The organism is Wolbachia endosymbiont (group A) of Myopa testacea (genome assembly GCF_964027115.1).
Lineage (GTDB): Bacteria > Pseudomonadota > Alphaproteobacteria > Rickettsiales > Anaplasmataceae > Wolbachia.
The window spans coordinates 1,043,666-1,067,666 of record NZ_OZ034729.1 but is presented as its reverse complement, the minus strand read 5'-3'; the positions used below and the strand labels follow the sequence as shown (position 1 = coordinate 1,067,666).

General features: G+C 35.0%; 20 protein-coding genes. 11 read left to right on the top strand and 9 right to left on the bottom strand.

Annotation, left to right across the window (positions count from 1 at the left end; genetic code table 11):
* Positions 1–58 precede the first annotated feature (58 nt).
* From miaB to AAGD91_RS05305, 3 genes are all read left to right on the top strand, one after another.
* Positions 59–1,381, top strand: a complete 1,323-nt coding sequence (miaB, locus tag AAGD91_RS05315; RefSeq protein WP_341820891.1) for a tRNA (N6-isopentenyl adenosine(37)-C2)-methylthiotransferase MiaB — start codon at positions 59–61, stop codon at positions 1,379–1,381.
* Between the two features lie 72 nt (positions 1,382–1,453).
* Positions 1,454–4,780, top strand: coding sequence for an isoleucine--tRNA ligase (ileS, locus tag AAGD91_RS05310; RefSeq protein ID WP_341821520.1), 3,327 nt, complete (start codon positions 1,454–1,456; stop codon positions 4,778–4,780).
* A gap of 68 nt (positions 4,781–4,848) precedes the next feature.
* A complete protein-coding gene (locus tag AAGD91_RS05305) occupies positions 4,849–7,533 on the top strand; it encodes a hypothetical protein (protein WP_341820890.1) in 2,685 nt (894 codons plus the stop codon).
* Here AAGD91_RS05305 and pheT read toward each other — a convergent pair.
* Together pheT and AAGD91_RS05295 are read right to left on the bottom strand one after the other, a co-directional pair.
* Complete coding sequence (pheT, locus tag AAGD91_RS05300) at positions 7,530–9,926, bottom strand: phenylalanine--tRNA ligase subunit beta (protein ID WP_341820889.1); 2,397 nt, start codon at positions 9,924–9,926, stop codon at positions 7,530–7,532. The two genes, AAGD91_RS05305 and pheT, sit on opposite strands and share 4 nt — an antisense overlap.
* A 120-nt stretch (positions 9,927–10,046) precedes the next feature.
* A complete protein-coding gene (locus AAGD91_RS05295) occupies positions 10,047–10,334 on the bottom strand; it encodes a hypothetical protein (protein ID WP_341820888.1) in 288 nt (95 codons plus the stop codon).
* Between the two features lie 230 nt (positions 10,335–10,564).
* On the opposite strand from AAGD91_RS05295, the gene AAGD91_RS05290 reads away from it, so the two are divergent.
* Genes AAGD91_RS05290 through AAGD91_RS05260 form a run of 7 tightly spaced genes read left to right on the top strand, consistent with a single transcriptional unit; the run spans position 10,565 to position 15,147 of the window.
* Positions 10,565–11,290: a F0F1 ATP synthase subunit A gene (locus tag AAGD91_RS05290; protein WP_341820887.1), complete on the top strand. Its 726-nt coding sequence runs from the start codon at positions 10,565–10,567 to the stop codon at positions 11,288–11,290.
* Between the two features lie 59 nt (positions 11,291–11,349).
* On the top strand, positions 11,350–11,577 hold the full coding sequence (locus AAGD91_RS05285; protein WP_250294934.1) for a F0F1 ATP synthase subunit C: 228 nt from the start codon (positions 11,350–11,352) through the stop codon (positions 11,575–11,577).
* Positions 11,578–11,580: 3 nt separating this feature from the next.
* Positions 11,581–12,060, top strand: coding sequence for a hypothetical protein (locus tag AAGD91_RS05280; RefSeq protein ID WP_341820886.1), 480 nt, complete (start codon positions 11,581–11,583; stop codon positions 12,058–12,060).
* A gap of 8 nt (positions 12,061–12,068) precedes the next feature.
* Positions 12,069–12,545, top strand: a complete 477-nt coding sequence (locus AAGD91_RS05275; protein WP_341820885.1) for a hypothetical protein — start codon at positions 12,069–12,071, stop codon at positions 12,543–12,545.
* Positions 12,546–12,550: 5 nt separating this feature from the next.
* Positions 12,551–12,727, top strand: coding sequence for a hypothetical protein (locus tag AAGD91_RS05270; RefSeq protein WP_341820884.1), 177 nt, complete (start codon positions 12,551–12,553; stop codon positions 12,725–12,727).
* Positions 12,728–12,745: 18 nt separating this feature from the next.
* Entirely contained in the window at positions 12,746–14,167 is a 1,422-nt protein-coding gene (locus tag AAGD91_RS05265; protein ID WP_341821519.1) for a glycosyltransferase family 2 protein, read from the top strand.
* Positions 14,116–15,147: a COX15/CtaA family protein gene (locus AAGD91_RS05260; RefSeq protein WP_341820883.1), complete on the top strand. Its 1,032-nt coding sequence runs from the start codon at positions 14,116–14,118 to the stop codon at positions 15,145–15,147. The genes AAGD91_RS05265 and AAGD91_RS05260 overlap by 52 nt, the downstream gene beginning before the upstream one ends.
* Here the strand turns inward: AAGD91_RS05260 and AAGD91_RS05255 are convergent.
* Together AAGD91_RS05255 and AAGD91_RS05250 are read right to left on the bottom strand one after the other, a co-directional pair.
* Positions 15,130–17,208: an acetyl-CoA carboxylase biotin carboxylase subunit gene (locus AAGD91_RS05255; protein WP_341820882.1), complete on the bottom strand. Its 2,079-nt coding sequence runs from the start codon at positions 17,206–17,208 to the stop codon at positions 15,130–15,132. The two genes, AAGD91_RS05260 and AAGD91_RS05255, sit on opposite strands and share 18 nt — an antisense overlap.
* Positions 17,209–17,288: 80 nt before the next feature.
* Positions 17,289–18,044 carry an ankyrin repeat domain-containing protein gene (locus AAGD91_RS05250; RefSeq protein ID WP_341820881.1) on the bottom strand — a complete coding sequence of 252 codons (756 nt, stop codon included), beginning with the start codon at positions 18,042–18,044 and terminating at the stop codon, positions 17,289–17,291.
* Between the two features lie 147 nt (positions 18,045–18,191).
* Here AAGD91_RS05250 and gltX point away from each other — a divergent pair, with 147 nt between their 5' ends.
* Complete coding sequence (gene gltX, locus AAGD91_RS05245) at positions 18,192–19,631, top strand: glutamate--tRNA ligase (protein ID WP_341820880.1); 1,440 nt, start codon at positions 18,192–18,194, stop codon at positions 19,629–19,631.
* A gap of 601 nt (positions 19,632–20,232) precedes the next feature.
* Here gltX and purH read toward each other — a convergent pair.
* From purH to AAGD91_RS05220, 5 genes are all read right to left on the bottom strand, one after another.
* Positions 20,233–21,744 (bottom strand): bifunctional phosphoribosylaminoimidazolecarboxamide formyltransferase/IMP cyclohydrolase, encoded by a 1,512-nt coding sequence (gene purH, locus AAGD91_RS05240; RefSeq protein WP_341820879.1) that lies wholly within the window; start codon positions 21,742–21,744, stop codon positions 20,233–20,235.
* 80 nt (positions 21,745–21,824) lie between these two features.
* A complete protein-coding gene (fmt, locus tag AAGD91_RS05235; protein ID WP_341820878.1) occupies positions 21,825–22,724 on the bottom strand; it encodes a methionyl-tRNA formyltransferase in 900 nt (299 codons plus the stop codon).
* A 19-nt stretch (positions 22,725–22,743) separates the two neighbouring features.
* Positions 22,744–23,109, bottom strand: a complete 366-nt coding sequence (rplT, locus tag AAGD91_RS05230; RefSeq protein ID WP_341820877.1) for a 50S ribosomal protein L20 — start codon at positions 23,107–23,109, stop codon at positions 22,744–22,746.
* Between the two features lie 20 nt (positions 23,110–23,129).
* Positions 23,130–23,336 carry a 50S ribosomal protein L35 gene (rpmI, locus tag AAGD91_RS05225; protein ID WP_064125368.1) on the bottom strand — a complete coding sequence of 69 codons (207 nt, stop codon included), beginning with the start codon at positions 23,334–23,336 and terminating at the stop codon, positions 23,130–23,132.
* A 98-nt stretch (positions 23,337–23,434) separates the two neighbouring features.
* Positions 23,435–23,878, bottom strand: coding sequence for a PAS domain-containing protein (locus AAGD91_RS05220; RefSeq protein ID WP_253309455.1), 444 nt, complete (start codon positions 23,876–23,878; stop codon positions 23,435–23,437).
* Positions 23,879–24,001: the final 123 nt, after the last annotated feature.

The window sequence follows — 24,001 nt, the reverse complement described above, 5'->3', positions numbered from 1 at the left end:
TGGTCTGTTGGACATTTAATGTGATTGTATGTAGGGTTTTGAAAAAGACATACCAAATATGAAAGGCCTATATATTAAAACTTACGGCTGTCAGATGAATGTTTATGACTCCGTTTTAATGGAAAATATAATTAAACCTTTGGGGTTCAACGTTGTTAGTGATGCAGAAAAAGCTGATTTGGTGATACTGAACACTTGTCACATTAGAGAGAAGGCAGCAGAAAAGCTTTATTCTGAGCTCGGGAAGATTCATTCGTCACGAAAAGAAATTACTATAGTGGTGGCTGGATGTGTAGCGCAAGCAGAGGGAGAAGAAGTATTCAGAAGGGCTCCTTTTGTTGATATTGTTGTTGGTCCGCAGAGTATCGCTACCTTACCGGAGCTGATAGTCAAAGCAAGCAGAAGTAAAGGTCATGTAATAAACACTGATTTTCCTGAAGTTGCAAAGTTTGATAAATTGCCAGATGAATGCTATGGCAATAGCAAGGGGTCTTCTGCGTTTCTTGCCATACAAGAAGGTTGTGATAAATTTTGTACGTTTTGTGTAGTACCATATACTCGTGGAGCTGAGTATTCACGGCCAGTGAATGAAATATTTCGTGAAGCATTGAGATTAGTTGCAAATGGGGCGAAGGAAATCAATTTGCTTGGTCAGAACGTCAATGCTTACCATGGGAAATGCGAAGGGGAAGTGTGGGATTTAGGCAAATTAGTTAGTCATATTGCTAAAATTGAAAAGCTAGAGAGGATTCGTTATACAACTTCTCATCCAAGAGATATGCATGAATCTCTCTACTTGGCACATGCGGAAGAGCCAAAACTCATGCCATTTATTCACCTGCCTGTGCAGTCAGGTTCGAATAAAATATTGCACGCGATGAACAGAAAGCACACTGCAGAGGAGTATTTGGAAATAATAGACAGATTTCGCAAATTGAAACCTGAAATCGAATTTTCTTCTGATTTTATTGTTGGTTTTCCTGGAGAAACCGAAAAAGATTTTGAAGAAACTGTAAAATTAGTAGAAAAAATTAGATATGCTCAGGCTTATAGCTTTAAATATAGCCCAAGACCAGGTACACCAGGAGCAGAAAGAAAAGATCAAGTACCAGAAGAGGTTAAAACAGAACGCCTTCTTCGTTTACAGAAATTAATTAGTAAGCAACAACTTGAGTTTAACCAGAGTATGGTAGGCAAAACTATACCTGTTCTGTTCAGTGATAAAAAAGGCAAACACCAAAACCAAATTATTGGTAAAAGCCCATATATGCAATCAGTGTGCATTGATGATCCTGAAGGTAAATACAGGGACAAAATAGTAAACGTGAAAGTGTTGGAAGCTCGGCAGAACAGTTTGTTGGGGCGTGGGGTGCAGGAATAAGTTTGTTTCTTTTTGCATTTGTAATTTTCTAGAAAGCCCTATATTCTTTGGCTTTATCCGGTCAAAATGAACATGAAGTCAAAGCATTATCCTGATACAGTAAGTAGTCCTAATTTTTCGTCGTTAGAAAAAGAAATCATAAAATTTTGGCAGGAAAATAAAGTTTTTGAGCGGTCAGTTGGAGAACGTTCCAAGGATAATTGTTTTGTGTTTTATGATGGGCCTCCGTTTGCAAATGGACTTCCACATTATGGACATTTACTCACTGGTTTCATCAAAGACGCATTTGCAAGATATCAAACTATGCTTCAAAAAAGGGTTGAACGTAGATTTGGTTGGGATTGCCATGGATTACCGGCTGAGATGGGTGCAGAAAAAGAACTTGGAATATCTGGTAGAACTGAGATAGAAAAATTCGGCATTGAAAAATTCAATAACCATTGTCGTACTTCTGTAATGAGATTTTCATCAGAGTGGGAAAAATATGTAAATAGGCAGGCAAGGTGGGTGGATTTTCATAATGACTATAAAACCATGGATAAATCATTCATGGAGTCGGTCATGTGGGCATTTAAACAGCTTTATGATAAGGGTCTAGTGTATGAATCAGTACGCGTTGTTCCATATAGCTGGGCGTGCGAAACTCCATTATCCAATTTTGAAACAAGGCTTGATAACGCGTATAGAGAAAAGACTAGCAAAGCTGTAACTGTTGCATTTGAGCTTTTAGAAAACCCACAGCAGTTTAAAAGTGTTAAACAAAAATGTAAATTACTTGCTTGGACTACAACTCCTTGGACTCTTCCTAGCAATCTGGCATTGGCGATAGGAAAGGACATCAAGTATTGTGCAGTGTCAGTCCACTCTTTGGTGTCATCCCAGCGCGTGACGCTGGAATCTATTTCTGGATCCCAGTGTCGAAGCACTGGGATGACAGAAGTTAATGAAAGGAGTTCAGTGAAGAGTGAAATTTATATTTTCGCTGAAAGCTACCTAGAAAAATTTATCAGCCACTCTGAACAAAACAATATTCCATATGAAAACTGCAATATAAAACTTAAAGCGAATGATCTTGCAGGCCTTTCCTATAAGCCGCTGTTTGATTACTTTAAAGATACAAAGAATGCATTCCGTGTTTTTGTTGCTGATTATGTTACAGGAGAAGATGGTACTGGCGTTGTACACACTGCTCCTGGATTTGGTGAGGAAGATTTTTACCTTTGCCAAAGCCATGATATTCCAGTTATTTGTCCAATTGATAACAGTGGAAAATTTACTGCTGAAGTTTCAGATTTGGCAGGGGTTCATGTTTTTGATACCAATGATACAGTAATAAAAAAATTGAAAGAACAAGGAAACTGGTTCAAAACTGAACAATATATTCACAATTATCCACACTGCTGGAGAACTGACACTCCTTTGATCTATCGCACTATGCCTTCTTGGTATGTTGCCGTTACAAAATTCAAAAGCAGAATGGTAGAGCTAAATAAGAGAGTTAATTGGATACCAAAACACATTAGAGATGGTCAATTTGGAAAATGGCTTGAAGGGGCACACGACTGGTCAATTTCACGCAATCGATTCTGGGGTACTCCGATTCCTGTGTGGCAATCAGATGATACAAGATATCCAAGAGTGGATGTATATGGTTCGATAGAAGAACTAGAGCGAGATTTTAATGTTAAAGTAGATGATTTGCACAGACCATTTATCGATACTTTAACGAGGCCAAATCCTGATGATCCAACAGGAAAATCAGTTATGCGTCGTGTGCCTGACGTATTTGACTGCTGGTTTGAATCTGGCTCGATGCCATTCGCACAAGTCCACTATCCGTTTGAAAATAAGGAGTGGTTTGAAACTGCAGATTTTATCACTGAATACATAGCGCAAACCAGGGGGTGGTTTTATACGCTCTTTGTATTGTCCACTGCTTTGTTTGATAGGGAACCATTTAAGAACTGCATATGCCACGGTGTTGTTTTGGATGTAAAAGGGCAAAAATTGTCCAAGCGTTTGAATAACTATGCAGATCCAATGGAGGTTTTTGATAGATACGGTTCTGATGCACTGCGGTTTCTTATGCTTTCTGGATCTATTGTTTATGGTGGTGATTTGCTACTCGATAAAAAAGGAAACTCAATACGAGATGTTCTGAAAAACGTAATAAAACCTATTTGGAACAGTTATCACTTTTTTAGCATGTATGCAAATGCAGATGGAATTAAAGCTGAAGTTTGTAAGGATTATCAAAGTACTATTGATCGCTACATGATTTCCAAATGTTTTGAAGCTGTAGAAAGTATCCAAACTTCTATGAACAGCTATAACTCCCAAGAGGCTTGCAAAATTTTGATGAACTTTTTTGAAGTGCTAAATAATTTGTATATTCGTCGCAGTCGCGAGCGTTTTTGGAAAAGTGATTTGGATCAGGATAAAACTGATGCTTATAATGTTCTATATACGGTTTTTTATTACATACTAAGAGCTGCAGCCCCTTTGTTGCCACTTATAACAGAGAATATATGGCAAGGGCTTAAGTATGAAGAAACATCTGTTCATTTGGCTGATTTTCCACAATTAGAGAAGTTTGATAGTCAGCTCATTGCCAAAATGGATCTAGTGAGAGAGATATGTAACTCTGCACTCTCTATTAGAAACACTTTTAATATACGTATCAGACAGCCACTTAGTAGTATGACGATTTATCATAAGTCTTCCTGCGGTTTTCTTGAAGATGAATATCAAGAGATGATAAAAGATGAGGTAAATGTAAAAAAACTGAAGTTAGTAAACAGACTTGAAGATATTGCATCACTAGAGTTAAAACTCAACTTCCCTGTGCTTGGAAAAAGAATTCCGGAGAAGATTAAGACACTGGTTCAATATGTTAAACAAGGAAAGTGGAAACAAGTTGAATCCGGTGTCATCCGAGTAGCTGACACTGGGATCCAGACGCAGATTCCAGCGTCACGCGCTGGAATGACAGAAAGAGGTCTCATATTTTTGGGGGACGAGTCAGAAAATTATATCATAGAAAAAGGCGAATATGAACTATTATTAAAAGCAGACAGTGAATTCTCCTCTGTATTTGATAACAACAAAGGGGTTGTTATCCTAAACACTACTTTAAATGATGAATTGATTCTAGAAGGGCTTGCAAGAGATGTAGTGAGGCTCATTCAGGAAACTAGGAAACAAGCTGATTTTCATATGTCCGATAGAATCAGAGTAATAATCAAAACAGAAGATGAGAAAATTAAGGAAGCAATAAATACGTGGATTGAATATATAAAAGAGCAGACCCTTGCCTTATCTTTGGACATTAATACAGAAATTGGAACTAACTTTTATTCTAAGGAATATCAGGATTTAAATGTTAGCATTGAGCATTAAATTTCTAATAAAGTTGCAAGATTGTCAGTATTTATGCTATACTTAAGGTAATTGGATAAGGTTATGGTATGAATGCTGTTGTAGGTTGTGAGGAAGTTGTTGACTTAAATAACAATAGTGGTGATTTAGATGCATTAAATGGACAACCTAATTTACAAAGAGAATCTTTTGCTACTTCAGAAAAACAGGAAGGACCTGTTGCTACTTTGGAAGAGCAAGAATCTGTTAGTAATTTAAAAAAAATAGGTGCTGATTTTAGCATTCCACTAAGTATATTTCATTATAAAGGTTACGGCTCCGATTTTTTTACTTCCTGGTATAATATATCAAGCAAAATATTTAAGGAAATAAACAGAGCTTACCTGGAGAAGAAAGTATTAAATTTAGCTCTATCAGTTTTAATGTTTCCTTATGTTGCTTCTGTTGCATTGGGGTTAGTTATATATAAAACAAACAGTAAAACACAAACCAGTTCAGAGGAAAGTAAAACAAAAAAGAGTGAGGTAAGTACAGCAAAAAGATTGGCATATGGCGTTCTTGCTGCAATTGCAATTCTTGTTGATATAGCTGTGCTTATAGCCTTAATTATTCCTGCAACACCCGCCTTAGCTACTTTTTATCTTACAAACAGAAAGTTATCTCATTCTTTGGTTGCTGCTCTAAAAATAAGTAATGGGTTATATCAGAATGAACACCAGAATATTGAAGTGTCTTTTCGTGAAATAGATGCTGTTAAGTCAGACATTAAGTGGGATATGGAAGTTAAGTTTCCACCGCAATTTGAACAATTACTTAGAGATTTATATGAAGATAAAGATGGTAGTTGGTTTAATGTTGCACGTGATTCAGAACATAATACCATACTGAAATTATCAGCTAATATCAATTTAAAAAATGGCCTTAGGCCTTTACGTAATGAGATCAAGAATGTGCTTGCAATTTCGATTCAGGAATTCGCAAAGACTATGGAAGAGCTAATGAAGCTAGAAGGAAAAGATATTACATATGATAAGCTGGAGGAACTGTTGAACGAATTCAGACTGAAAGTGGTGGATAGTATAGATTCTAAACTGGTGAATTACTTAATACAAAATGCTTATCGAGTTGCTTTTATACAAGCAATTAAATTTGCACAAAAAAGAAGAGAGGAAAAGGAAGATTTTTCATTAGAAGAAAGACTGAAAGAGGTATTAGTGGAGCAAGAACTGAAAAGCCAAGGTAAGGAATTGCCGACTGAAAAGGAAATGGTACTAGAAGATCTAAAAAAAGCAGGAGCAAAAGTACCAGATGACTTGGACGATAGAGGGCTTCCTATGTTTAAAGCAAAATGGAAACAGCTTATAAAAGAAGGGAAAATAGCTGAAAAAACAATAATTGGTGTTTATAGAGATATACATCCACAGGCGACAGAGGAAGCTCTGGGTAGTGTGAAAGAAGAAATTGAGTGCTTAAAAAAGATAGGGCAAACAAGGTATGACAAAATACGTAAAAAATTAGAAGAGATGCATAAAAATAGGAAAAACGGTAACTTAAAAGGTGGTGCTTTAAAAAGGAAATTAGAAGATCTTTTTAAATTTGAATATGATGATCAAAAAGTTGAGGAAAGGCTAATAGAATCGAGAATAAGGACTATTCAAACTCTACTGAATAAGTCAGATAACAAAATAGAGCAATTTTTAGCAGAAGATCTTAGTGAATTAAATGAAACAAGGACTTCGGATAAAGTGAATGACTTTGTAGAGAAGATGTATTTAGAAATAACAAGATGTAGAATTCAAGAGTTATTTGAAAAGCAAGGGGAAAGTATAAAGAATGTAGAAGATAATAAGGACATGCTATTCAATAGAGAAGATGAAAAACGTCTAGTAAACAAGATTGTTTCTTATCGAAAAGAAATTGGAGAATATTTTACGCAACCTACAAGACTGAAGGAAATAATAGGAAAGCAGAATGAGGATTTGGATGTTGAGAAAAATAGTAAAGAAGAGAAATCTTCAAGTATGGAGTTAATAGAGTTATGCTTGCGAAATAACCAAGAAATTTTAGAAGCATTGGAACAATTAGAGTCAGACAAAAAAGAATCATTGGTAAATGAAGAAACAAGAAATGATTACAAAGAAGAACTGACGTCTCGCGAAAAAATAAAATTTGCAGTAATAGAAAATAAGTTGTTGGAGGTGCTCAAGAAAGAAAATTTTGATGAAGCAGAGATCAAGAAATTATTAGAGAAAGCAGAACTGGAGTACTGTTTAGCAGAAAGATGCATAAAATATCCTGTAATTAAAACAAAAGATAATATCAAACATTTTAGTCAAAATTTATTGTCTCCTTTAATAGGCAGACTGGTGAAAAATATAATAAATAATGTGCCAAAAAGTGGTAAGAGTCCACTTTTGCAACCTGTGAAATCTTTTTGGACATGTTGGGGGTATATTAAGACGGGCTTAGTTACTGCAATGTACGGGGATGAGAGTACAGAAGGAAAAGCGTTAGATGTGGCACATGATACTTATAATGAAGTAAGGACATTTCTTGAACATTTTCAGTCAAGTTATAAGAAAGCTGGGGCTTTTTTAGGTGATTTATTTTCTGATGATGGAGAAACATTTAAGAATGATGTATGGCCTAAAATAGAAGAGCATTTGCATGGAATGTGGAATAGATTTTTTAAGGATATTGAATTCAAGATTGGGAATAGATTGGATGAAGTAAGTGTGACACAGCAAAAGCAGAACACTATGATTGCGGATTAATGATGAGTTCTCAAAGTTCCTCCGGTATTTTCATATACCAAATTGACTATAGCACTTGATTCTTTTTGGATCTCTTTTTCAGTTAAAGTGTGGATTGGAGAGCAGAAAGTAACTGACAATGCTATAGACATCTTATTCGATTCTATATTATTTCCATGGTATACGTCAAATACTAAAACTTCTGTGATGAGCTCTGAGCTTTTTTTTACCACATTGATTATGTTACCTACTTCCACATCCTTATTTACAATAAATGCAAAATCACGTTTTACACTTTGGTATTTATAATCGATAAATTTCTTTCTACTTACAGGTAAATTTTCAATATTTTCTAGTATTACCTCAAAACCTACAACTTTTTGCTTGATGTCAAAAAGATCTAATATATTAGGATGCAACTCTCCAAAATAACCTGCTACTTTATTCTTAAAAGAGAGAGTGCCTGACTTTCCTGGGTGGTAATGTTCTTTTTCTGCTCTCTCTATCGTTAAATTATCGCAATTGACGTTAAAAAACTCCAAAGCTGCTATGCAATCAGCCTTTGCGTCAAAAACATCTACTTTCCTATCAATATTATAATGGTTTCGCGGCAAATTATTTCCTGTTCTTATTCCACTTAAGACATGTTTAGACTGAGCTTCACCATCGTAAATCGGCCCAATTTCGAAGATTGCAAGATCAGATACTCCATGGGCAATATTATCAGCAGTGACTTGCAATAAATTTGGCATAATACTTGGTCTCATCATATTAAAGTTATTGTTAAACGGATTATCGATGATAAATAACTTATTCGAGTAACCAAATTTTTCAGCTGTTGATTCACTCATAAACGACCAGGTTAGCACTTCATGAAACCCTCTGTTTGTCATCAAAATACGCAAATTGTCGTATGTACTATCTACTTCTTCAACATTATTTGGTAGTGGTTCTTCTTTTATTTTGTCATAGCCGTATATTCTTGTTACTTCTTCAATTAGGTCAGCAGGTATAGTCACGTCCGGTCTCCAGCTTGGTACTTGTACATTCCAATTGCCTTCGGTTTTTTTATCAATACTAAACCCTAGTTTCGTTAAGATATCGAACGTCTCATCAGGTGATACAGATACACTTCCAAACTTGTTTATATCTTGGTAATCAAGGCTTATCTTAGCATCATTCCGGCATGGTTTTTTCTGGATCCCAGTGTCAGCTACTTGGATGACAGAGGTGTATTCTTTATCTAGATTACCGGCAGACACTACGCTTGAGACTTCTCCACCACATAAATCCAAAATCATTTTGGCTGCAAGATTGAGTCCATCAAGGGTAAATCCAGGATCGATTGAACGTGCAAATCTGTAACTAGCGTCTGTGGAGATGCTGAGCTGTCTTGAAGATTTAGTGATAGAGATTGGATCGAGCAAAGCTAATTCCAAAAAAATATTGGTGGTTTCAAGAGTACATTCACTGCACTTTCCACCTATAATTCCAGCAACTCCATGAATATTTTTACTATCAGAATAAATGTTTATATTATTGTCCAGTAAATATTCCTTACCATTTAAAGCAAAGAAGCTTTCTCCATCATTTGCTTTTCTTATTGTAAGTTTGCCATCTACTTTGTTTGCATCAAACGCATGCATTGGACGATTAAAAGATATCATAATATAGTTAGTAATGTCAACTATTGTAGAAATGGAGCGCATTCCTATCGATTCCAATTTATCTTTTAGCCACTTTGGGCTTTCTTGATTTTTTACATTGGCGATGTATATTCCACTAATAAAACTTTCTCCGTCAGTCACTTCAACATCGATTGGTGAATTTATGGAGCTGGTAAGTTGTGGAATGCTTAAAGTCTTTAATGTCCCAATTCCAGTTGCAGCAAGGTCGCGAGCTATTCCACAAATGCCTAAGCAATCTCCACGGTTTGGAGTAACATTTATATCAATTACAGGGTCACAATTGAAAAATTTATCCCCTACTTTATAATCATCGGAAAGCTCGATTATTCCTTCACTTTCCTCTTGAACCAGCGCAAGTTCAGAAGCAGAGCAGAGCATCCCTTCACTTAGCACTCCTCGTATTTTTGTAGGCTTGATTGTGAAATCACTTTCTGGCAATGTGCTACCAAGAGATGCAAGCACAGTTTTCATACCTTCTCTAACATTGTTTGCTCCGCAAACTATTTGTAGAGTTTTACTTCTGTCATCTACTTTACATAATTTTAATTTATCGGCATTTGGATAAGGTGCAACTTCTAATACTTTTGCAACAATAAAACCAGCTAATTTGGTATTGTCGATCACATCTTCTACTTCTAACCCTATATGAGTTAATTTATCGGTAATTTCTTCTAAACTAGCATTGGTTTCTAAGTGTTCTAATAACCAAGATAATGTGAATTTCATGAACCTTTAAAGAAATAAAAGAGTTATTGTAATATAAAATGTAGTGCTTTTAAAGCTTGTTGTAATGGAATAAAAGGTAACTTCTACATCATAAACAAGGATGCAGAAGTTTTTGTAATTTTATATATTATTGTAGAGAGAATTTATCTTCTCGATATCACCTTTTAAATCTATCTCCATAGAGAGCTTAAGATTCATATTGTGGTTACCTTCATGGAAGTTATGAATGTAACCATCAATAGTTAAGTTTCCTATCATATTATGGCTTTTATCTAGTATTTCGCTTCCCATTTGATAATGGCCAGCATATTCGTTAAAGGAGCCATCTGTTAGTTTAATGTATCCACTACCAAATTCCTGCTCTAAATTTAAAGGATGATTAGTGTTAATAAAATCTATTTCGTTCATAATAATACCTCACTAAAAATTAAATTATAATTAAAATAAGATGTTAAGTCAAGATATTGAATGATTTAATAAGATTAGTAAGTTTTAAAATACAGAGCTGACTGTAATTAACACTCTAATTACATATTTTGTTAATGTATCAATGTTATAATGATACAGGGCTTTATTTTAATTCTTGACTTTGTCCTATAAAATTCATACTTTATTTACTGTTTATAGTTCAGGTTAAAATGGCATTAAATCCACTGGAACAGTTTAAAGTATATACAATAATAGAGTTACCTAGGTTATTTGGGTATGACGTAAGCTTTACCAATTCATCTCTTTTCATGATGATTTCGGTGATATTGGTGATACTCTTTTTGCTTTTTGGAATAAAGAAGGGGTCAGTAATACCAGGATATTTGCAAGCTGCAGTTGAATATGTATATGATTTTGTTGTTTCAATAATAGAAAGTAACACTGGAAGCAAAGGCTTGCAGCACATTCCATTGATATTTACAGTGTTTATTTTCATTTTATCATGTAATTTGGTTGGTGTTCTTCCTTATAGTTTCACGGTCACAAGTCATGTGTTAGTCACCTTCGCTTTATCGATGGTGGTTTTTATTTATATAACGATTGTTGGATTTAAAGAAAGGGGAGTAGAATTTTTACGCATATTGCTACCAAAAGGAACTCCTTCGTGGCTTGCACCTATAATAATTATTATTAAGTTGTTTGCTTATTTAGTAAGGCCGATTAGCCTATCAATAAGGCTTGCAGCAAATATGATTGCGGGTCATACAATTATCAAAGTGATAGCAGGGTTTATTGTAAATATGAACATATTTCTCACTCCTGCGCCGTTTTTGTTCATAATTGCATTGATAGGGTTTGAAGTATTTGTTGCAGTTTTGCAAGCTTATATATTTACTATATTAACATGTGTATATTTGTCAGATGCAGTAAAGTAATTGACTTCCTTGCAGAATATTTTACAATTATATTATAAAGAAATGTTTAAAGGTAATATATGGATTTAGTAGCTTTAAAATTTATAGCAATTGGTTTAGTTGCGTTTGGAATGCTCGGTGCTGGTTTAGGTATAGCTAATATCTTTTCTGCTATGCTGAATGGGATTGCGAGGAATCCTGAATCGGAAGGTAAAATGAAAACTTACGTTTATATTGGTGCTGCTATGGTTGAAATAATGGGATTGCTTGCGTTTTTACTTGCAGTATTATTAATATTTGTTGCTTAACACATGCCACAGCTTGATGTTTCAACCTTCTTTTCTCAAGTTTTTTGGTTTTTAATTTTTTTCTCTTCACTTTTTTTCGTAGTAAGTTGTTTATTTTTACCAAAGTTAGATAAAATAATAAGCACTAGAAGTAAAAAAGTATTGGATTCTTTTAATAGTTCTGTTCATCTTTTAAGACTTACGGAAGATCAGATTGCCAAGCATAATGCCGCTTTAAACCAAGCTAGAATACAGGCAAAAAAAATCATAGATGATGCACTTGCTCAGGTAGAAGAAATGAGAGCTAATGTTAAGAATATATTAGAAGAGGAAGACAAAAAAAAGAGCAAACTTATTGAAGAAAAAGTGGCAGAATTTAAATCTGAATATACTGATCAGTTAAAACAAATGGCTACTAGTATTGCTTTAATTTATTATAATAAATTGACCAATTCTGAAATTGAAGAGGAGTTTGTTGCTGACTTGGTGTCCAAAGAATTTTAGGGGTTTTTATGTCTACATCACTGATTATCGGTCTTACCTTCTTGGTAAGTTTTGTCCTTTCGTATAAATTGCTAAAGAAAGTGATAAAAAATGCGCTTAACAATAAGCGTAACAAAAGCAAATTTTCAAGTGAAGAAACTGAAAAATTCAGGAAAGATATGTTGGAGTATTACAAAAAATCTTCTGAAAAATACAAAGAATTAGATGCAGAAGTTAATAAAATGATGAATGAAGCACTTGATAAAGCTAATAGTATCATTAAGCACAATAGACAGCAGCTAGATCAGACATTAGATGACAATGCCCATTCTAACTTGAAGAAAGTCACTGACCAAGTTGAAAAAGCTCTTGGAGACTTACAGGCTAACACAGCAAATATAGCTGCTGATGCTGTAAAAAAAATAATGCATGAACGTAAAGATGATAAGCGTAGTAGCGAGGTCATATCTTCATTTTCACGTGACTTAAATAAAAAATTGCATTAGGTTTAATGCAACAATTGCCTATACTTCAAGCTGATAATGTAGAAAAAATTAAGTTTGATTCTAGTTTATGCAAAGAGCAAGAGAAACTTTTTTACTATAAATTTAATATAATTCCTTGGCAAAAATTAAATGATACTACTTTTTTTATGGTTGAAGACACAAGCCGAGATATCAACCGTTAGGTCGAAGCTCATTACGGTATTGACTATGTATTAATAAAAGTGGATAGCGAACAGATTTTAAATCTTCTTAACTCGCACTTTGGTATTTCAGAATTTGCAAGCAACTACTTATATTACAAGAATGCTAATTTTTCAGCTAAAAGCATTAAACTAAGCTCAATATTTTTTGCTTCTTTCTTTATTGTAACTTCAATTTTAACACTAACAGAGAAATATACATATTTTGCTTTGATGTTGATATTTATAATCGGATGTTCTAGTTATTTATTCAAGTTTATAGCTACAATTTTTAACTTATGTGAAACCTCCAACCAAAAAGTGGATTATAGTAAGCTGAATGAAGAAGATTTTCCTATATATACTATTTTATTGCCTGCTTTTAAAGAAAGTGCAGTGATAGAGCAATTGATCGAAAGCATTGAAAGTTTGGATTATCCAAAATCGAAATTAGATGTGAAGCTTCAGGTAGAAAGTGATGACCAGGAAACGCTAGCAGCTATAGAAAAGTACACTTTACCACAGTATTTTGAAGTAATAAAAGTGCCTCATTCTTTGCCTAGAACAAAAGCCAAGTCATGCAATTATGCTATGAGCTTTGCTAGAGGAAAGTATGCAGTAATATATGATGCGGATGATAAACCAGACCCATTGCAGTTAAAAAAAGCACTGATTGAATTTAATAAGGGCGACGATAAGTTAGCCTGTGTACAGGCAAGGTTGAATTACTATAATTATGATCATAATTTTCTGACAAAATCCTTTTCTCTGGAGTATATGAACTGGTTTCAATACTTATTGCCTGGATTCCAAAAAATGAACATGCCAATGCCTTTGGGTGTTAGCAGTAATCATTTTTCAGTAAAAATTCTAAAAAAATTGTTTTTCTGGGATGCTTATAGTGTTACCGAAGATGCTGACCTTGGTTTGAGACTTGCGCAAATGGGATATAAAACCAGGATGATTGACTCAGAAACATTGGAAGAGTCACCAATTGCTGTATTTGCTTGGATTAAGCAAAGAGCGCGCTGGATCAAAGGCTATATGCAAACTTATATTGTTCATTTAAAAAATATAAAGTCTCTTTATAAACACACTGGATTTAAGGGAATTTTGCTATTGAATCTTTTTGTTGGCTCTGCAGCTTTTATATTTTTTACTACTCCATTTTTACTGCTTTCATTGATATTAACTAAAGTTTTAAATGAATTATTTTTGTACTACTTTGTAGTGGTATACGTTACTAACCTGATTCTTTTGGTAATAGCTGTCAAACAGCAAAAGATGCCTTTTTATTTTTATATAGTATCGATATTTTTTCCGGTCTATAGTCTGCTACATAGTGTTGCAGCTTTTCTTGCCTTGTGGGAATTTATTCTTTACCCTGAGCGATGGAACAAAACTCAGCATGGTTTATGGAACAAAAGCAATCAAAACCTGTAGCTATTTGGCTTTTTCTCTGCTGTATTATGGTAATTTTCATGGTGGGGATTGGTGGATTTACCAGACTTTCAAAAGCAGGATTGTCAATCACGGAGTGGAAACCCATCACTGGAACATTGCCACCACTGAGTGGACAAGATTGGCTACAAGAAAAATTAAAATATGAAACTACACCTGAGTATGAAGCATTCAACTATGGTATGAGTATGGAGGAATTTCAGGCTATATACTTAATAGAATATGTACACAGATTGGTTGCAAGACTAACAGGTTTAGTTTTTGTCCTGCCATTTATATATTTTACATTAAGAAGAAAAATATATAAAAAGGTAGTAATAAGGCTATTTGTGGCATTATTATTTGGAGCTTTACAAGCTTTTGCTGGTTGGTATATGGTTAAAAGTGGTTTAGTAACTGAACCTCATGTTAGCTACTATAGGCTTGCACTTCACTTATTATTAGCATTAATTGTCTTTGCATTATTGTCATATCAATTTTTTGATTACCTAATCAGGCCAAAGCAAACTAAACTTAAGATTAGTAGTGACACTATATACTACACAGGGATGATTTTGGCCCTAATTGTAATACAAATAATTTTCGGTGCGTTTGTTGCGGGATTAAATGCTGGTTTGATTTACAATACCTTTCCACTAATGGACGGACAAATCGTTCCAGAAGATTTATTTTTCTTACACCCTATATGGCTGAATATCTTTGAGAACAGAGCGACAGTGCAATTTATACATCGAGCACTGGCATTGCTAATACTAGCTTTGGTAGTAATACTCACAGTAAAAAATGCTAGCGTAAAACCGGTATATATTATGCTGCTCTCCGTTATCATTCAGATCATTTTGGGTGTAATTACTCTATTATTGCACATACCAATAGCCATTGCCATAGCTCATCAAGTGTTTTCATTTATCTTATTTGGGTCAAGTTTATACTTCTTGTGTTATTTAAGAAAGCAGAGCTAATACTACATCACCAATCTGCACATTTTTTCCTTCTTGAACGAGAATATTTTTTATCACCATTGCTGCTTCAGCACATATGATATTTTCCATTTTCATTGCCTCCACCACAAATAAAGGTTGTCCTATTTCCACCTGATCTCCTATATTTACGTGCAACTTAACTAATAAGCCAGATATTAGGGATTTTACAGCATCTGCTGAAATCCCTTCTGTTTCATTATTTAGCATTAACCTACTTAATTCAGCTACATGAGGCTTAAATATACAACACTCAGCTTTCATGCCTGCATGTCTTATGAAGTATTTGCTGCCTTGTTTTTCTACTTTAAATGTTATATCAGCATCATCATTAATTGTAATATATAGTAACTTATGACTTGATTTCCACTTGCCTACTACAGAGTATGTATTGTGGTTATATACTGTTGTTAATATATTATCTTGATATCTTGCACTTACGGAGTACTCATTGTCATTTATATTCACTATGAATAAATCTCTTGCACGGTCACCTGCCATCCGAGTAGCTGATACTGGTGCCCCTTCTCTTTTACTAGATTCCAGTGTCACGCACTGGAATGACACCTTAGGTGTTTCATTCACTGCTTTATGATGGTAACTTTCTTCATTTTCCAAATGAACATATAACGCAGTGAAAATAAATATTTTAATATACTCCTCTGTAACAAAATCGCCGTGAAACCCACTAGGGTAATGGTCTGGAATGAATCTCGTATGGAGCTTTGCTGCAATAAAATTTGGGTGATGGAAGATGGATTCTAGAAATTCTATATTATTTGTTACTCCTTCTATATAGCATTCAGACAATGCTTTTTGCATTCTACTGATCGCTTCTACTCTATCTTTTCCATATGTTATAACTTTTGCAATCATTGAGTCATAGAACGTGCTAATTTCTGAACCTGCAGCAACTCCATCATCTATTCTTACATAATCATTTTCATCCGGTTTATCATAATATTTTATTCTTCCACTGGAAGGGAAAAATTTCTTCGATGGATCTTCAGCGCAAATTCTACTTTCTATTGCAGAACCAGTAAGTTTAATATCATCCTGATTGAATCTCAATTTCTCTCCACAGGAAGTTCTAATCATTTCTTCTACTATGTCTATTCCAGTTATAAATTCTGTTACTGGATGCTCAACTTGCAATCTCGTATTTACCTCAAGAAAATAGAAGTTTTGGTCTTTATCTACAACAAACTCAACAGTGCCTGCTGAAAAATAGCCAACTTGCTTTGCCAGAGAAACACATTGGACATACATTTTTTGTCTTACTTCTTCACTAATGAATGGACTTGGCGTTTCTTCCATTATTTTCTGATTATTCCTTTGTATCGAGCATTCTCTTTCTCCAAGACACACTATATTGCCATATTTATCTGCTATGATTTGTATTTCAATATGTCTTGGTAGTTCTATATATTTCTCTATAAAGATACTGCCATCCTTAAAACTTTTCTCTGCTTCATTTGTTGCTGATGTGAACGCTAGTTCAATTTCTTTTTTGGAATTTACAATTCGCATTCCTTTGCCACCACCGCCTGATGCAGCTTTTAGCATAACTGGAAAACCAATCTCTTCAGCAACGATGGCTGCATGAGCGACATCTTTAATCTTGCCCATATATCCTGGTACTACATTTACTCCAGCCTTTCTTGCCTCTTCTTTTGCCGTTATTTTATTGGCTGTAACTTCTATTGTTTTTGCACTTGGCCCGATGAAATCTATGTTGTGTTTTTGCAGAGCACGTGGAAAATCTGGATTTTCCGCTAAAAACCCATAACCAGGATGAACTGCCTGTGCACCTGTTTCGACTGCTACCTCGCATATTTTTTCGATGTTTAAGTAACTAAGGCAAGAAGGCAAAGGGCCAATATACCTCGACTCATCTGCTTGCCTTACATGTACAGAATTTATATCCGCATCCGAATATACGCATACACAAGATATACCCATCTTATGGGCAGTTCTGATAATCCTGCAGGCAATCTCCCCTCTGTTTGCTATTAAAATCTTACTGTACTTCTTTTCTGTCATCGTATAAATATACTTTCTTAAGAATCACTCTTAAGAAAGTACATTCCTATATAATTGCCTGCAAGTAATTTCTAGCTTCATCAAACACCCAAACCTTCTCCTGCAAGTTGTACATTAGTTTCCACTAAAGTGCTTTCGTTATGCAAGGCATGTAACGAGATACATGCCTTAACTGACAGGTATGTGACTCCGCCAGAAGCTATTGCAACCATCGAGCTTAGTGCAAAAGTCTGAGAAGATAGATACAGAAAATATAAAGATAAACACAAGGCAGCAATACACGCTATAGCCCCTACTATATATAAATACAGGTGAAACTTCTGATTACATATAAAGCTGTCTTTTATGTCTGCGATTTGCTTAATTTCTTTCTGTTGTGCAGCATCTAAGTAATAAAGAGGAGTTTCCCTTTTCTTATTAAAAGCATGGTCTTTACTGCAGAGCGCATCTTTAATATATTTTTTATTACATTTGAGTTCCTCTTTCAATCTGCTTACTTCTTTCCGATCTCCAGCTTCTTCTGCTTTTGTAATTTTGTTATCAGCTTCCGTCTCTAAGTAATGCACAATCTCTTTTACTGCAGGCAGCAAAATCCCACTCCTTGCTGCTTCATGAAATGGATTATTTCCATATTCATTATGCACAGTTACAGAAGCAATGTTCTTCTTGCAAATGTCTACAAATTTATCTTTGTTTGGTGTTCTTGCAGCTAGATGCAAGAGATTATCTGCCTGTACTCTTTGTTTTGTTTTATCAAATGGGCCGGTGTAACGCCAACTGACATTAGCTTCATTAGCTGAGGACAATTCTTTTATCTCATCTACAGATCCAGTCATAACATACCTGACTATTAACCAACACTAAATTATACAACACGATTTATTAAAAATAAATAAAATTTAATCTCTCAGGATAAATAGATTCTACATTGTTACAAACGTGGATTTTGTGTATCATAGCCTATACTTTACTGTAACAATAACATGCCAGACGTAGTCACTAGATTCGCTCCATCACCAACAGGGTTTTTGCACATTGGAGGGGCTCGTACTGCGTTATTTAATTGGCTCTACGCGAGGCACCATGGTGGCAGGTTTTTGCTAAGGATTGAGGACACCGACAGAAAACGTTTAACACAAGAAGCAATTGATGCAATTATAGAAGGGCTAAAATGGCTCGGTGTGAGCTATGATGGGGAAATAGTATATCAGTCAAAAAGAATAGAGCGGCATAAAGAAGTAGCAAACCTTTTGGTTGAGAAGGGTAGGGCGTATCACTGTTATTGCCCTGAAGATAAAGTTACAGAAAAGAAAATAAAAGCAAGAGAAGAGGGCAAGATATACAAGCATAAATGTACTACAAAACCTCCTTCTTGTCATCCCAGTGCTCGACACTGGGATCCAGAAAAAAATATGTGGATTCCAGCGTCACGCGCTGGAATGACATCGGGTGTGAGGTCAGTTATCCGTTTCAAAGTGCCAGACTCGCAAGAGATCGTCGTTGATGATAAAATATACGGCCCAATCAAAGTAAGTAGCGAGCAGCTTGATGATATAGTGATCTTACGCTCTGATAACACTCCAACATATATTTTTGCCGTAGTGGTTGACGATCATGATGCTGGAATAACTGATGTAATACGTGGCTCTGACCATCTCACTAATACCTTTAAACAGCTGCTAATATACCAGGCTCTTGATTTTGACATTCCACGCTTTGCACATGTGCCGCTTATCCATGGGGAAGATGGGAATAAGCTATCCAAAAGGCATGGTGCCACAAGCGTTTGCGATTATGAAAAGATGGGAATATTGCCAAAAGCGATGCGTAATTACTTGCTGAGACTTGGCTGGAGTCACGGCAACGATGAGATTATTAGCGATGAGCAAGCAATAGAGTGGTTTAATTTAGAAAGTATTGGTCGTTCACCTGCACGGCTCGATTTCAAAAAACTGGAGCATTTGAATAACCACTATATTAGTAATATGAGCGATGAAGATATTCTGACTCTAATGCTTAGAGAAAATACTCTAACTGACAAAAAAAAGGGCTATTTACTGCAGGGACTGACAGAGCTGAAAAAAAGAGCAAACTACCTGACCGAATTATTGGATTTAGCAAAATTTTATATTCAAGATCCGCCACTTGATTTAAGTGAAGAAGCTTGTCAAATTGTCAAATCTAACCTCAATATAATTAAGTTACTCGCATCATTTCTGTCAAAGATCGATGATGAAAATTGGAATAAGGGTTTTTTATCTTCTCAGATCAAGGAATGTGCAAAATCACATGATATGAAAATAAGTGGTGTATACCACTCATTACGTGCCCCTATAACTGGAGTAATGGATGCACCTGGAATCATCGATATCATGGTGATTCTTGGTAAAGACGAGTGTATAAGAAGGTTACAAGCAATTTAAATGAAATAAGAAAATTCCTTGACAAACTCCGCCAGCTCCCTTATTATGACAATAAGGGTATTTATGACTCAAAACTTGTTTTTGACCTGCAGGCTCAATGACAAAATTCAGTAAAAAACTCAGGGTATTTATTCGCGGATTACATAAAATTATAGCGGCTGCATGTCTTTTTTATTTTTTCTACATTCAGCCAAATCGCGCTTATTTTAAGGGTTAGCACATTATTACAGCGCCAGTTTAAATTATTATAGGGTCAAAACTCGAACCACGGGGCTTCTTTTGCCTTTTTTTCGTTTGGTAAATTTCTTAATGTTTGTAGCTAAAGCAATTTAAGAGACCGAAAATGGTGTCATTCCAGCGCGTGACGCTGGAATCTAGTTTTCCATATAATCTCATCGAAAACGTTGTGTTTTAACAACCACTTTCTATGCTAGTTTGCTTGCTTACAAGCAAACTTTTCTGGATCCAAATAGTCAGGGCACTGGGATGACAGGAGAAGGAGGCTACTTGAATGACATCCTACCTTGTGGACTCAAATCACAACGTTCGTACAGTTATGGTGGTATGATATGGAAAAATCTCTAGCCATAAGACACAAAGCCTAATGGAAAAAACTGCGAACGCCAGTGAAAAACATAGCAATTTTATTTTCATTTGCAGCTTTTATCACATCTTGATCTTTCAGCGAGCCACCAGGCTGAATTATAGCTGTAATTCCATGTTTTGCACTTTCTACTATGCTATCTGGGAATGGAAAAAATGCATCTGAAGCAAGCACTGCACCTTTACATTTTTCACCTGCTTTTTTTACTGCAATGTTCACACTATCTATTCTGCTTGTTTGCCCTGCACTGATGCCAATAGCACAACCATCTTTTGCTATAACTATTGCATTGGATTTCACATGTTTACATATTTTCCAGGCAAAAATAAGATCTTCCTTTTCTTTTTCTGTTGTAGTGCATTCTGTTACTTGTTCTGCTTTTATTGTGTTGTCATTATTTTCTTGCACCAAAAACCCACCAACAACATTTTTAGTTTGGTATTTCACATTTTGTTGGAAAGATTTATGAATAATCACTCTTAAATTTTTCTTTCTTTGCAAAATTTTTAGTGCTTCATTGCTGACTGAAGGTGCTATCACTACTTCCAAAAATATCTCGTTTAATTTTTCTGCTAGCTTTAAATCTATCTCCCGATTTAAAGCTACTATACCACCAAAACTGCTTACTTCATCACACGATAGGGCCTTTTCATATGCCTCCAAAGCATTATCACTAACAGCAGTGCCACATGGGTTATTGTGCTTTATTATCACTGCTGCAGGCTCTTTAAACTCAGAAATTATGTTAAGTGCGGACTCTATATCTACTATATTATTATAACTCAACTCTTTCCCATGTATTTTTTCTAGCGGATATTTGGTAAATTGATTACTATAAAATGCAGCTTTTTGATGGGGATTTTCACCATACCTGAGTTCTTGTACTTTATGTCCATATAGTGCAAAAAACTCTGGCAACTCATTATTTTTACTCTGGGATAAAAACCAACTGTGAATATTAGAATCATAGTGTGCAGTGAGAGCAAATGCTTTGGTTGCTAAATGTTTTCTATATTCCAATGTTGTTTCATTGTTATTTTTTATCATCTCAGCTTTTAGTGCTTTATAGTCTTGAATGCTAGAAATAACTGAAGTAAAACAAAAGTTTTTTGCTGCAGCTCTAATTAACGCCACTCCGCCGATATCAATTTGTTCTATAATTTGATCTTCATTTGAGCCGCTATTTACTGTCTCCCAAAATGGGTATAGGTTAGTTATAAGCAGGTCTATTGGCTCAACACCTAGATTTTGCATTTCCGTTTTGTGCTTTTCTCTATTGCAAAGTATTCCTCCATGAATTTTAGGGTGTAAAGTTTTTACTCTACCACCCAGTATCTCTGGAAATTGTGTGTAATCTGAGACCTCTTGTGTTTTTATTCCGGCATCAGATAGTGCTTTATAAGTATTTCCCGTTGAGAGAATTTCTATTTGTTGCTGCATTAAAAACGATGCAAGATCAATTATATTCGTTTTGTCGTATACTGATATTAAAGCTCTTTTTATTTTCATTTTTGTACAGAAAGTTTTTTAAGATTATATCTAAGAAAAGGAAATTTAGCTATTACATTTCTACACTAATTTAAAGCAGTCTATTCTATAAATTTTTTTACCATGCTTGATTTCAAGCCACGAATAAAATCTTCAATACTGCAAGGATTTCTCCCTTCCATTTGTACAACTTTAGGAATTAAAGTGCCACCTTTTAAACTTATGTGCATATTATCGTTAACAATCTTACCTTGTTCTGAAGCGAGAGCTTCAAAGTCAGCATCAAGTATCCTGATACGTTTATTCTCTATCTTGATGAACGCTTTTGGGTAAAACGCTTTAACCTTTCTATAAGCAACCTCACAAGCATCACTTGCATAAATTTTATAGTCTTCCACTTTGTCAGCGTAACATGAATCATTATCGTTCTGTTTTAAGGGAACCTGTTTTTCAATTTCGTTTAGCACTTTCAGCAGTAAATCACTGCCTAATTCAGACAATTTATCATGCAATGTCTTGTAGTTATCGTTCTTTTCGATAAGAAATTTTTCCTGTTTTAAAATAGGGCCGGAATCTAATCCTTCATCCAATTGCATAATGCTAACCCCGGTTTCTTGATCTCCTGCTAAAATTGTGTGCTGTATCGGAGCTGCACCACGCCACCTTGGTAGTAATGAAGGATGAATATTAATATAACCATATTTAGGAATATTCAAAATTTTTCTTGGAAGTATCAATCCATACGCAGCAACAACTGCAACGTCTGGTTTGAAATTTCTAAATTTTTCTTGCTCTGCCAAAAACTTTAGAGAGATAGGAGTACATACCTCTATGTTACTTTCTTCAGCGATAACATGTACTGGAGATTTCGTTGGCTTCTGTCCACGTCCTGAAGGTTTTGGAGCCTTGGTGTATACTGCTACCACTTCGCTCTTTGATTTCAGTAACAAGCTCAGAGAATTAACAGCAAATCCTGGTGATCCCATGAAAATAATTCTCATGCTTTCAAGTGTTTTTGCTTTAAGAATTCTTCGCTAATTTACCACTTACAGCTTCTACTAATTTGGCAAAATCATCCTTGTAATTAACGGCCATCTCAGCAAGAATTTTTCTATTTAAATCAATGCCGGCAAGTGTAAGACCATGCATAAACCTACCATAAGTAAGCCCATGCTCTCTTGCTGCTGCATTAATACGTATTATCCATAAGCTACGGAAATCACGTTTACGGGTTCTTCTGTCTCTGTAAGCATATTGTAGTGCTTTTTCAACTCTTTGTAATGCAATTCTATAACAGCTTTTTGCACGTCCTCTATAACCCTTTGCCAGTTTCAATATTTTTTTATGACGAGCGTGAGTAGTGACTCCACGTTTTACCCGAGCCATTTTATTTTACCTCCATTTTGTTAAATACCATAAGGCATATAAAGCTTAACTATACGCGAGTCAGATTTACCAAGAATCGTTGTACCGCGCTGATTACGAATATTAGATTTACTTCTCTTTACCATGCCATGCCTTTTGCCTGACTGAGTAGAAATGACTTTACCCTTAGCTGTAAGGTGAAAGCGCTTTTTAACAGAAGATTTGGTTTTTAATTTTATTCTCTTCATATTCCAAATAAATTTACAAACACTACTATTGAGTTCTTTAATAGTAATTAAGCATTAGTATAAATAATTTTATTAAAGAATCAAATTAAAATTGTATATTAAAGGAGTTTAAAAGTAATTACGCCCAATATGTGTGTTATACCTTCTTTATTCCCAAGTGGTAACAATACTTGCCTCATTTTAACACTTTCACTTTCTTCCTCTTCATTGATTGGGCATTTACTCTCTATTACAGCATCAAGTTTATCAATAACTGCATCTATTTTATATAGTCGCAAAAATGGTGCATCAATTGCATACTTATTATCAATGCGCGTCTTTTTCTCAAAACCATAGAATTCAACAGCCTTTTCTCCTGCATTTTCACAAATATAACCTTGATCCTTGACTTCAATGATAAAACAATGCTGCCATGACTCCATTATTTCTGCAGTGTCTATTTCGTGCCTTTCTGGCCAATCTCTGTCTGGTCCTTTTATGTCACTCCAGTGCTCAGTTACCACATTTGCTATTCTTTTTTCTTTGCCTACATAAATTTCCATTCCAATTTCCACATATAAAACACAGATATGAGGTAAATTTATCGTGAATATATTGATTTTTCCTTACCACAAGGTGTATATCACTAGAAGTTCTGAGATCTAGAGAGAGGTGGTATTGTAATT

What these genes read in the sequence shown, in the direction of transcription:
- miaB (WP_341820891.1), top strand. Translation starts at nt 59, where the DNA reads ATGAAAGGCCTATATATTAAAACTTACGGCTGTCAGATGAATGTTTAT.
- ileS (WP_341821520.1), top strand. Translation starts at nt 1,454, where the DNA reads ATGAAGTCAAAGCATTATCCTGATACAGTAAGTAGTCCTAATTTTTCG.
- AAGD91_RS05305 (WP_341820890.1), top strand. Translation starts at nt 4,849, where the DNA reads ATGAATGCTGTTGTAGGTTGTGAGGAAGTTGTTGACTTAAATAACAAT.
- pheT (WP_341820889.1), bottom strand. Translation starts at nt 9,926, where the DNA reads ATGAAATTCACATTATCTTGGTTATTAGAACACTTAGAAACCAATGCT.
- AAGD91_RS05295 (WP_341820888.1), bottom strand. Translation starts at nt 10,334, where the DNA reads ATGAACGAAATAGATTTTATTAACACTAATCATCCTTTAAATTTAGAG.
- AAGD91_RS05290 (WP_341820887.1), top strand. Translation starts at nt 10,565, where the DNA reads ATGGCATTAAATCCACTGGAACAGTTTAAAGTATATACAATAATAGAG.
- AAGD91_RS05285 (WP_250294934.1), top strand. Translation starts at nt 11,350, where the DNA reads ATGGATTTAGTAGCTTTAAAATTTATAGCAATTGGTTTAGTTGCGTTT.
- AAGD91_RS05280 (WP_341820886.1), top strand. Translation starts at nt 11,581, where the DNA reads ATGCCACAGCTTGATGTTTCAACCTTCTTTTCTCAAGTTTTTTGGTTT.
- AAGD91_RS05275 (WP_341820885.1), top strand. Translation starts at nt 12,069, where the DNA reads ATGTCTACATCACTGATTATCGGTCTTACCTTCTTGGTAAGTTTTGTC.
- AAGD91_RS05270 (WP_341820884.1), top strand. Translation starts at nt 12,551, where the DNA reads ATGCAACAATTGCCTATACTTCAAGCTGATAATGTAGAAAAAATTAAG.
- AAGD91_RS05260 (WP_341820883.1), top strand. Translation starts at nt 14,116, where the DNA reads ATGGAACAAAACTCAGCATGGTTTATGGAACAAAAGCAATCAAAACCT.
- AAGD91_RS05255 (WP_341820882.1), bottom strand. Translation starts at nt 17,208, where the DNA reads ATGACAGAAAAGAAGTACAGTAAGATTTTAATAGCAAACAGAGGGGAG.
- AAGD91_RS05250 (WP_341820881.1), bottom strand. Translation starts at nt 18,044, where the DNA reads ATGACTGGATCTGTAGATGAGATAAAAGAATTGTCCTCAGCTAATGAA.
- gltX (WP_341820880.1), top strand. Translation starts at nt 18,192, where the DNA reads ATGCCAGACGTAGTCACTAGATTCGCTCCATCACCAACAGGGTTTTTG.
- purH (WP_341820879.1), bottom strand. Translation starts at nt 21,744, where the DNA reads ATGAAAATAAAAAGAGCTTTAATATCAGTATACGACAAAACGAATATA.
- fmt (WP_341820878.1), bottom strand. Translation starts at nt 22,724, where the DNA reads ATGAGAATTATTTTCATGGGATCACCAGGATTTGCTGTTAATTCTCTG.
- rplT (WP_341820877.1), bottom strand. Translation starts at nt 23,109, where the DNA reads ATGGCTCGGGTAAAACGTGGAGTCACTACTCACGCTCGTCATAAAAAA.
- rpmI (WP_064125368.1), bottom strand. Translation starts at nt 23,336, where the DNA reads ATGAAGAGAATAAAATTAAAAACCAAATCTTCTGTTAAAAAGCGCTTT.
- AAGD91_RS05220 (WP_253309455.1), bottom strand. Translation starts at nt 23,878, where the DNA reads ATGGAAATTTATGTAGGCAAAGAAAAAAGAATAGCAAATGTGGTAACT.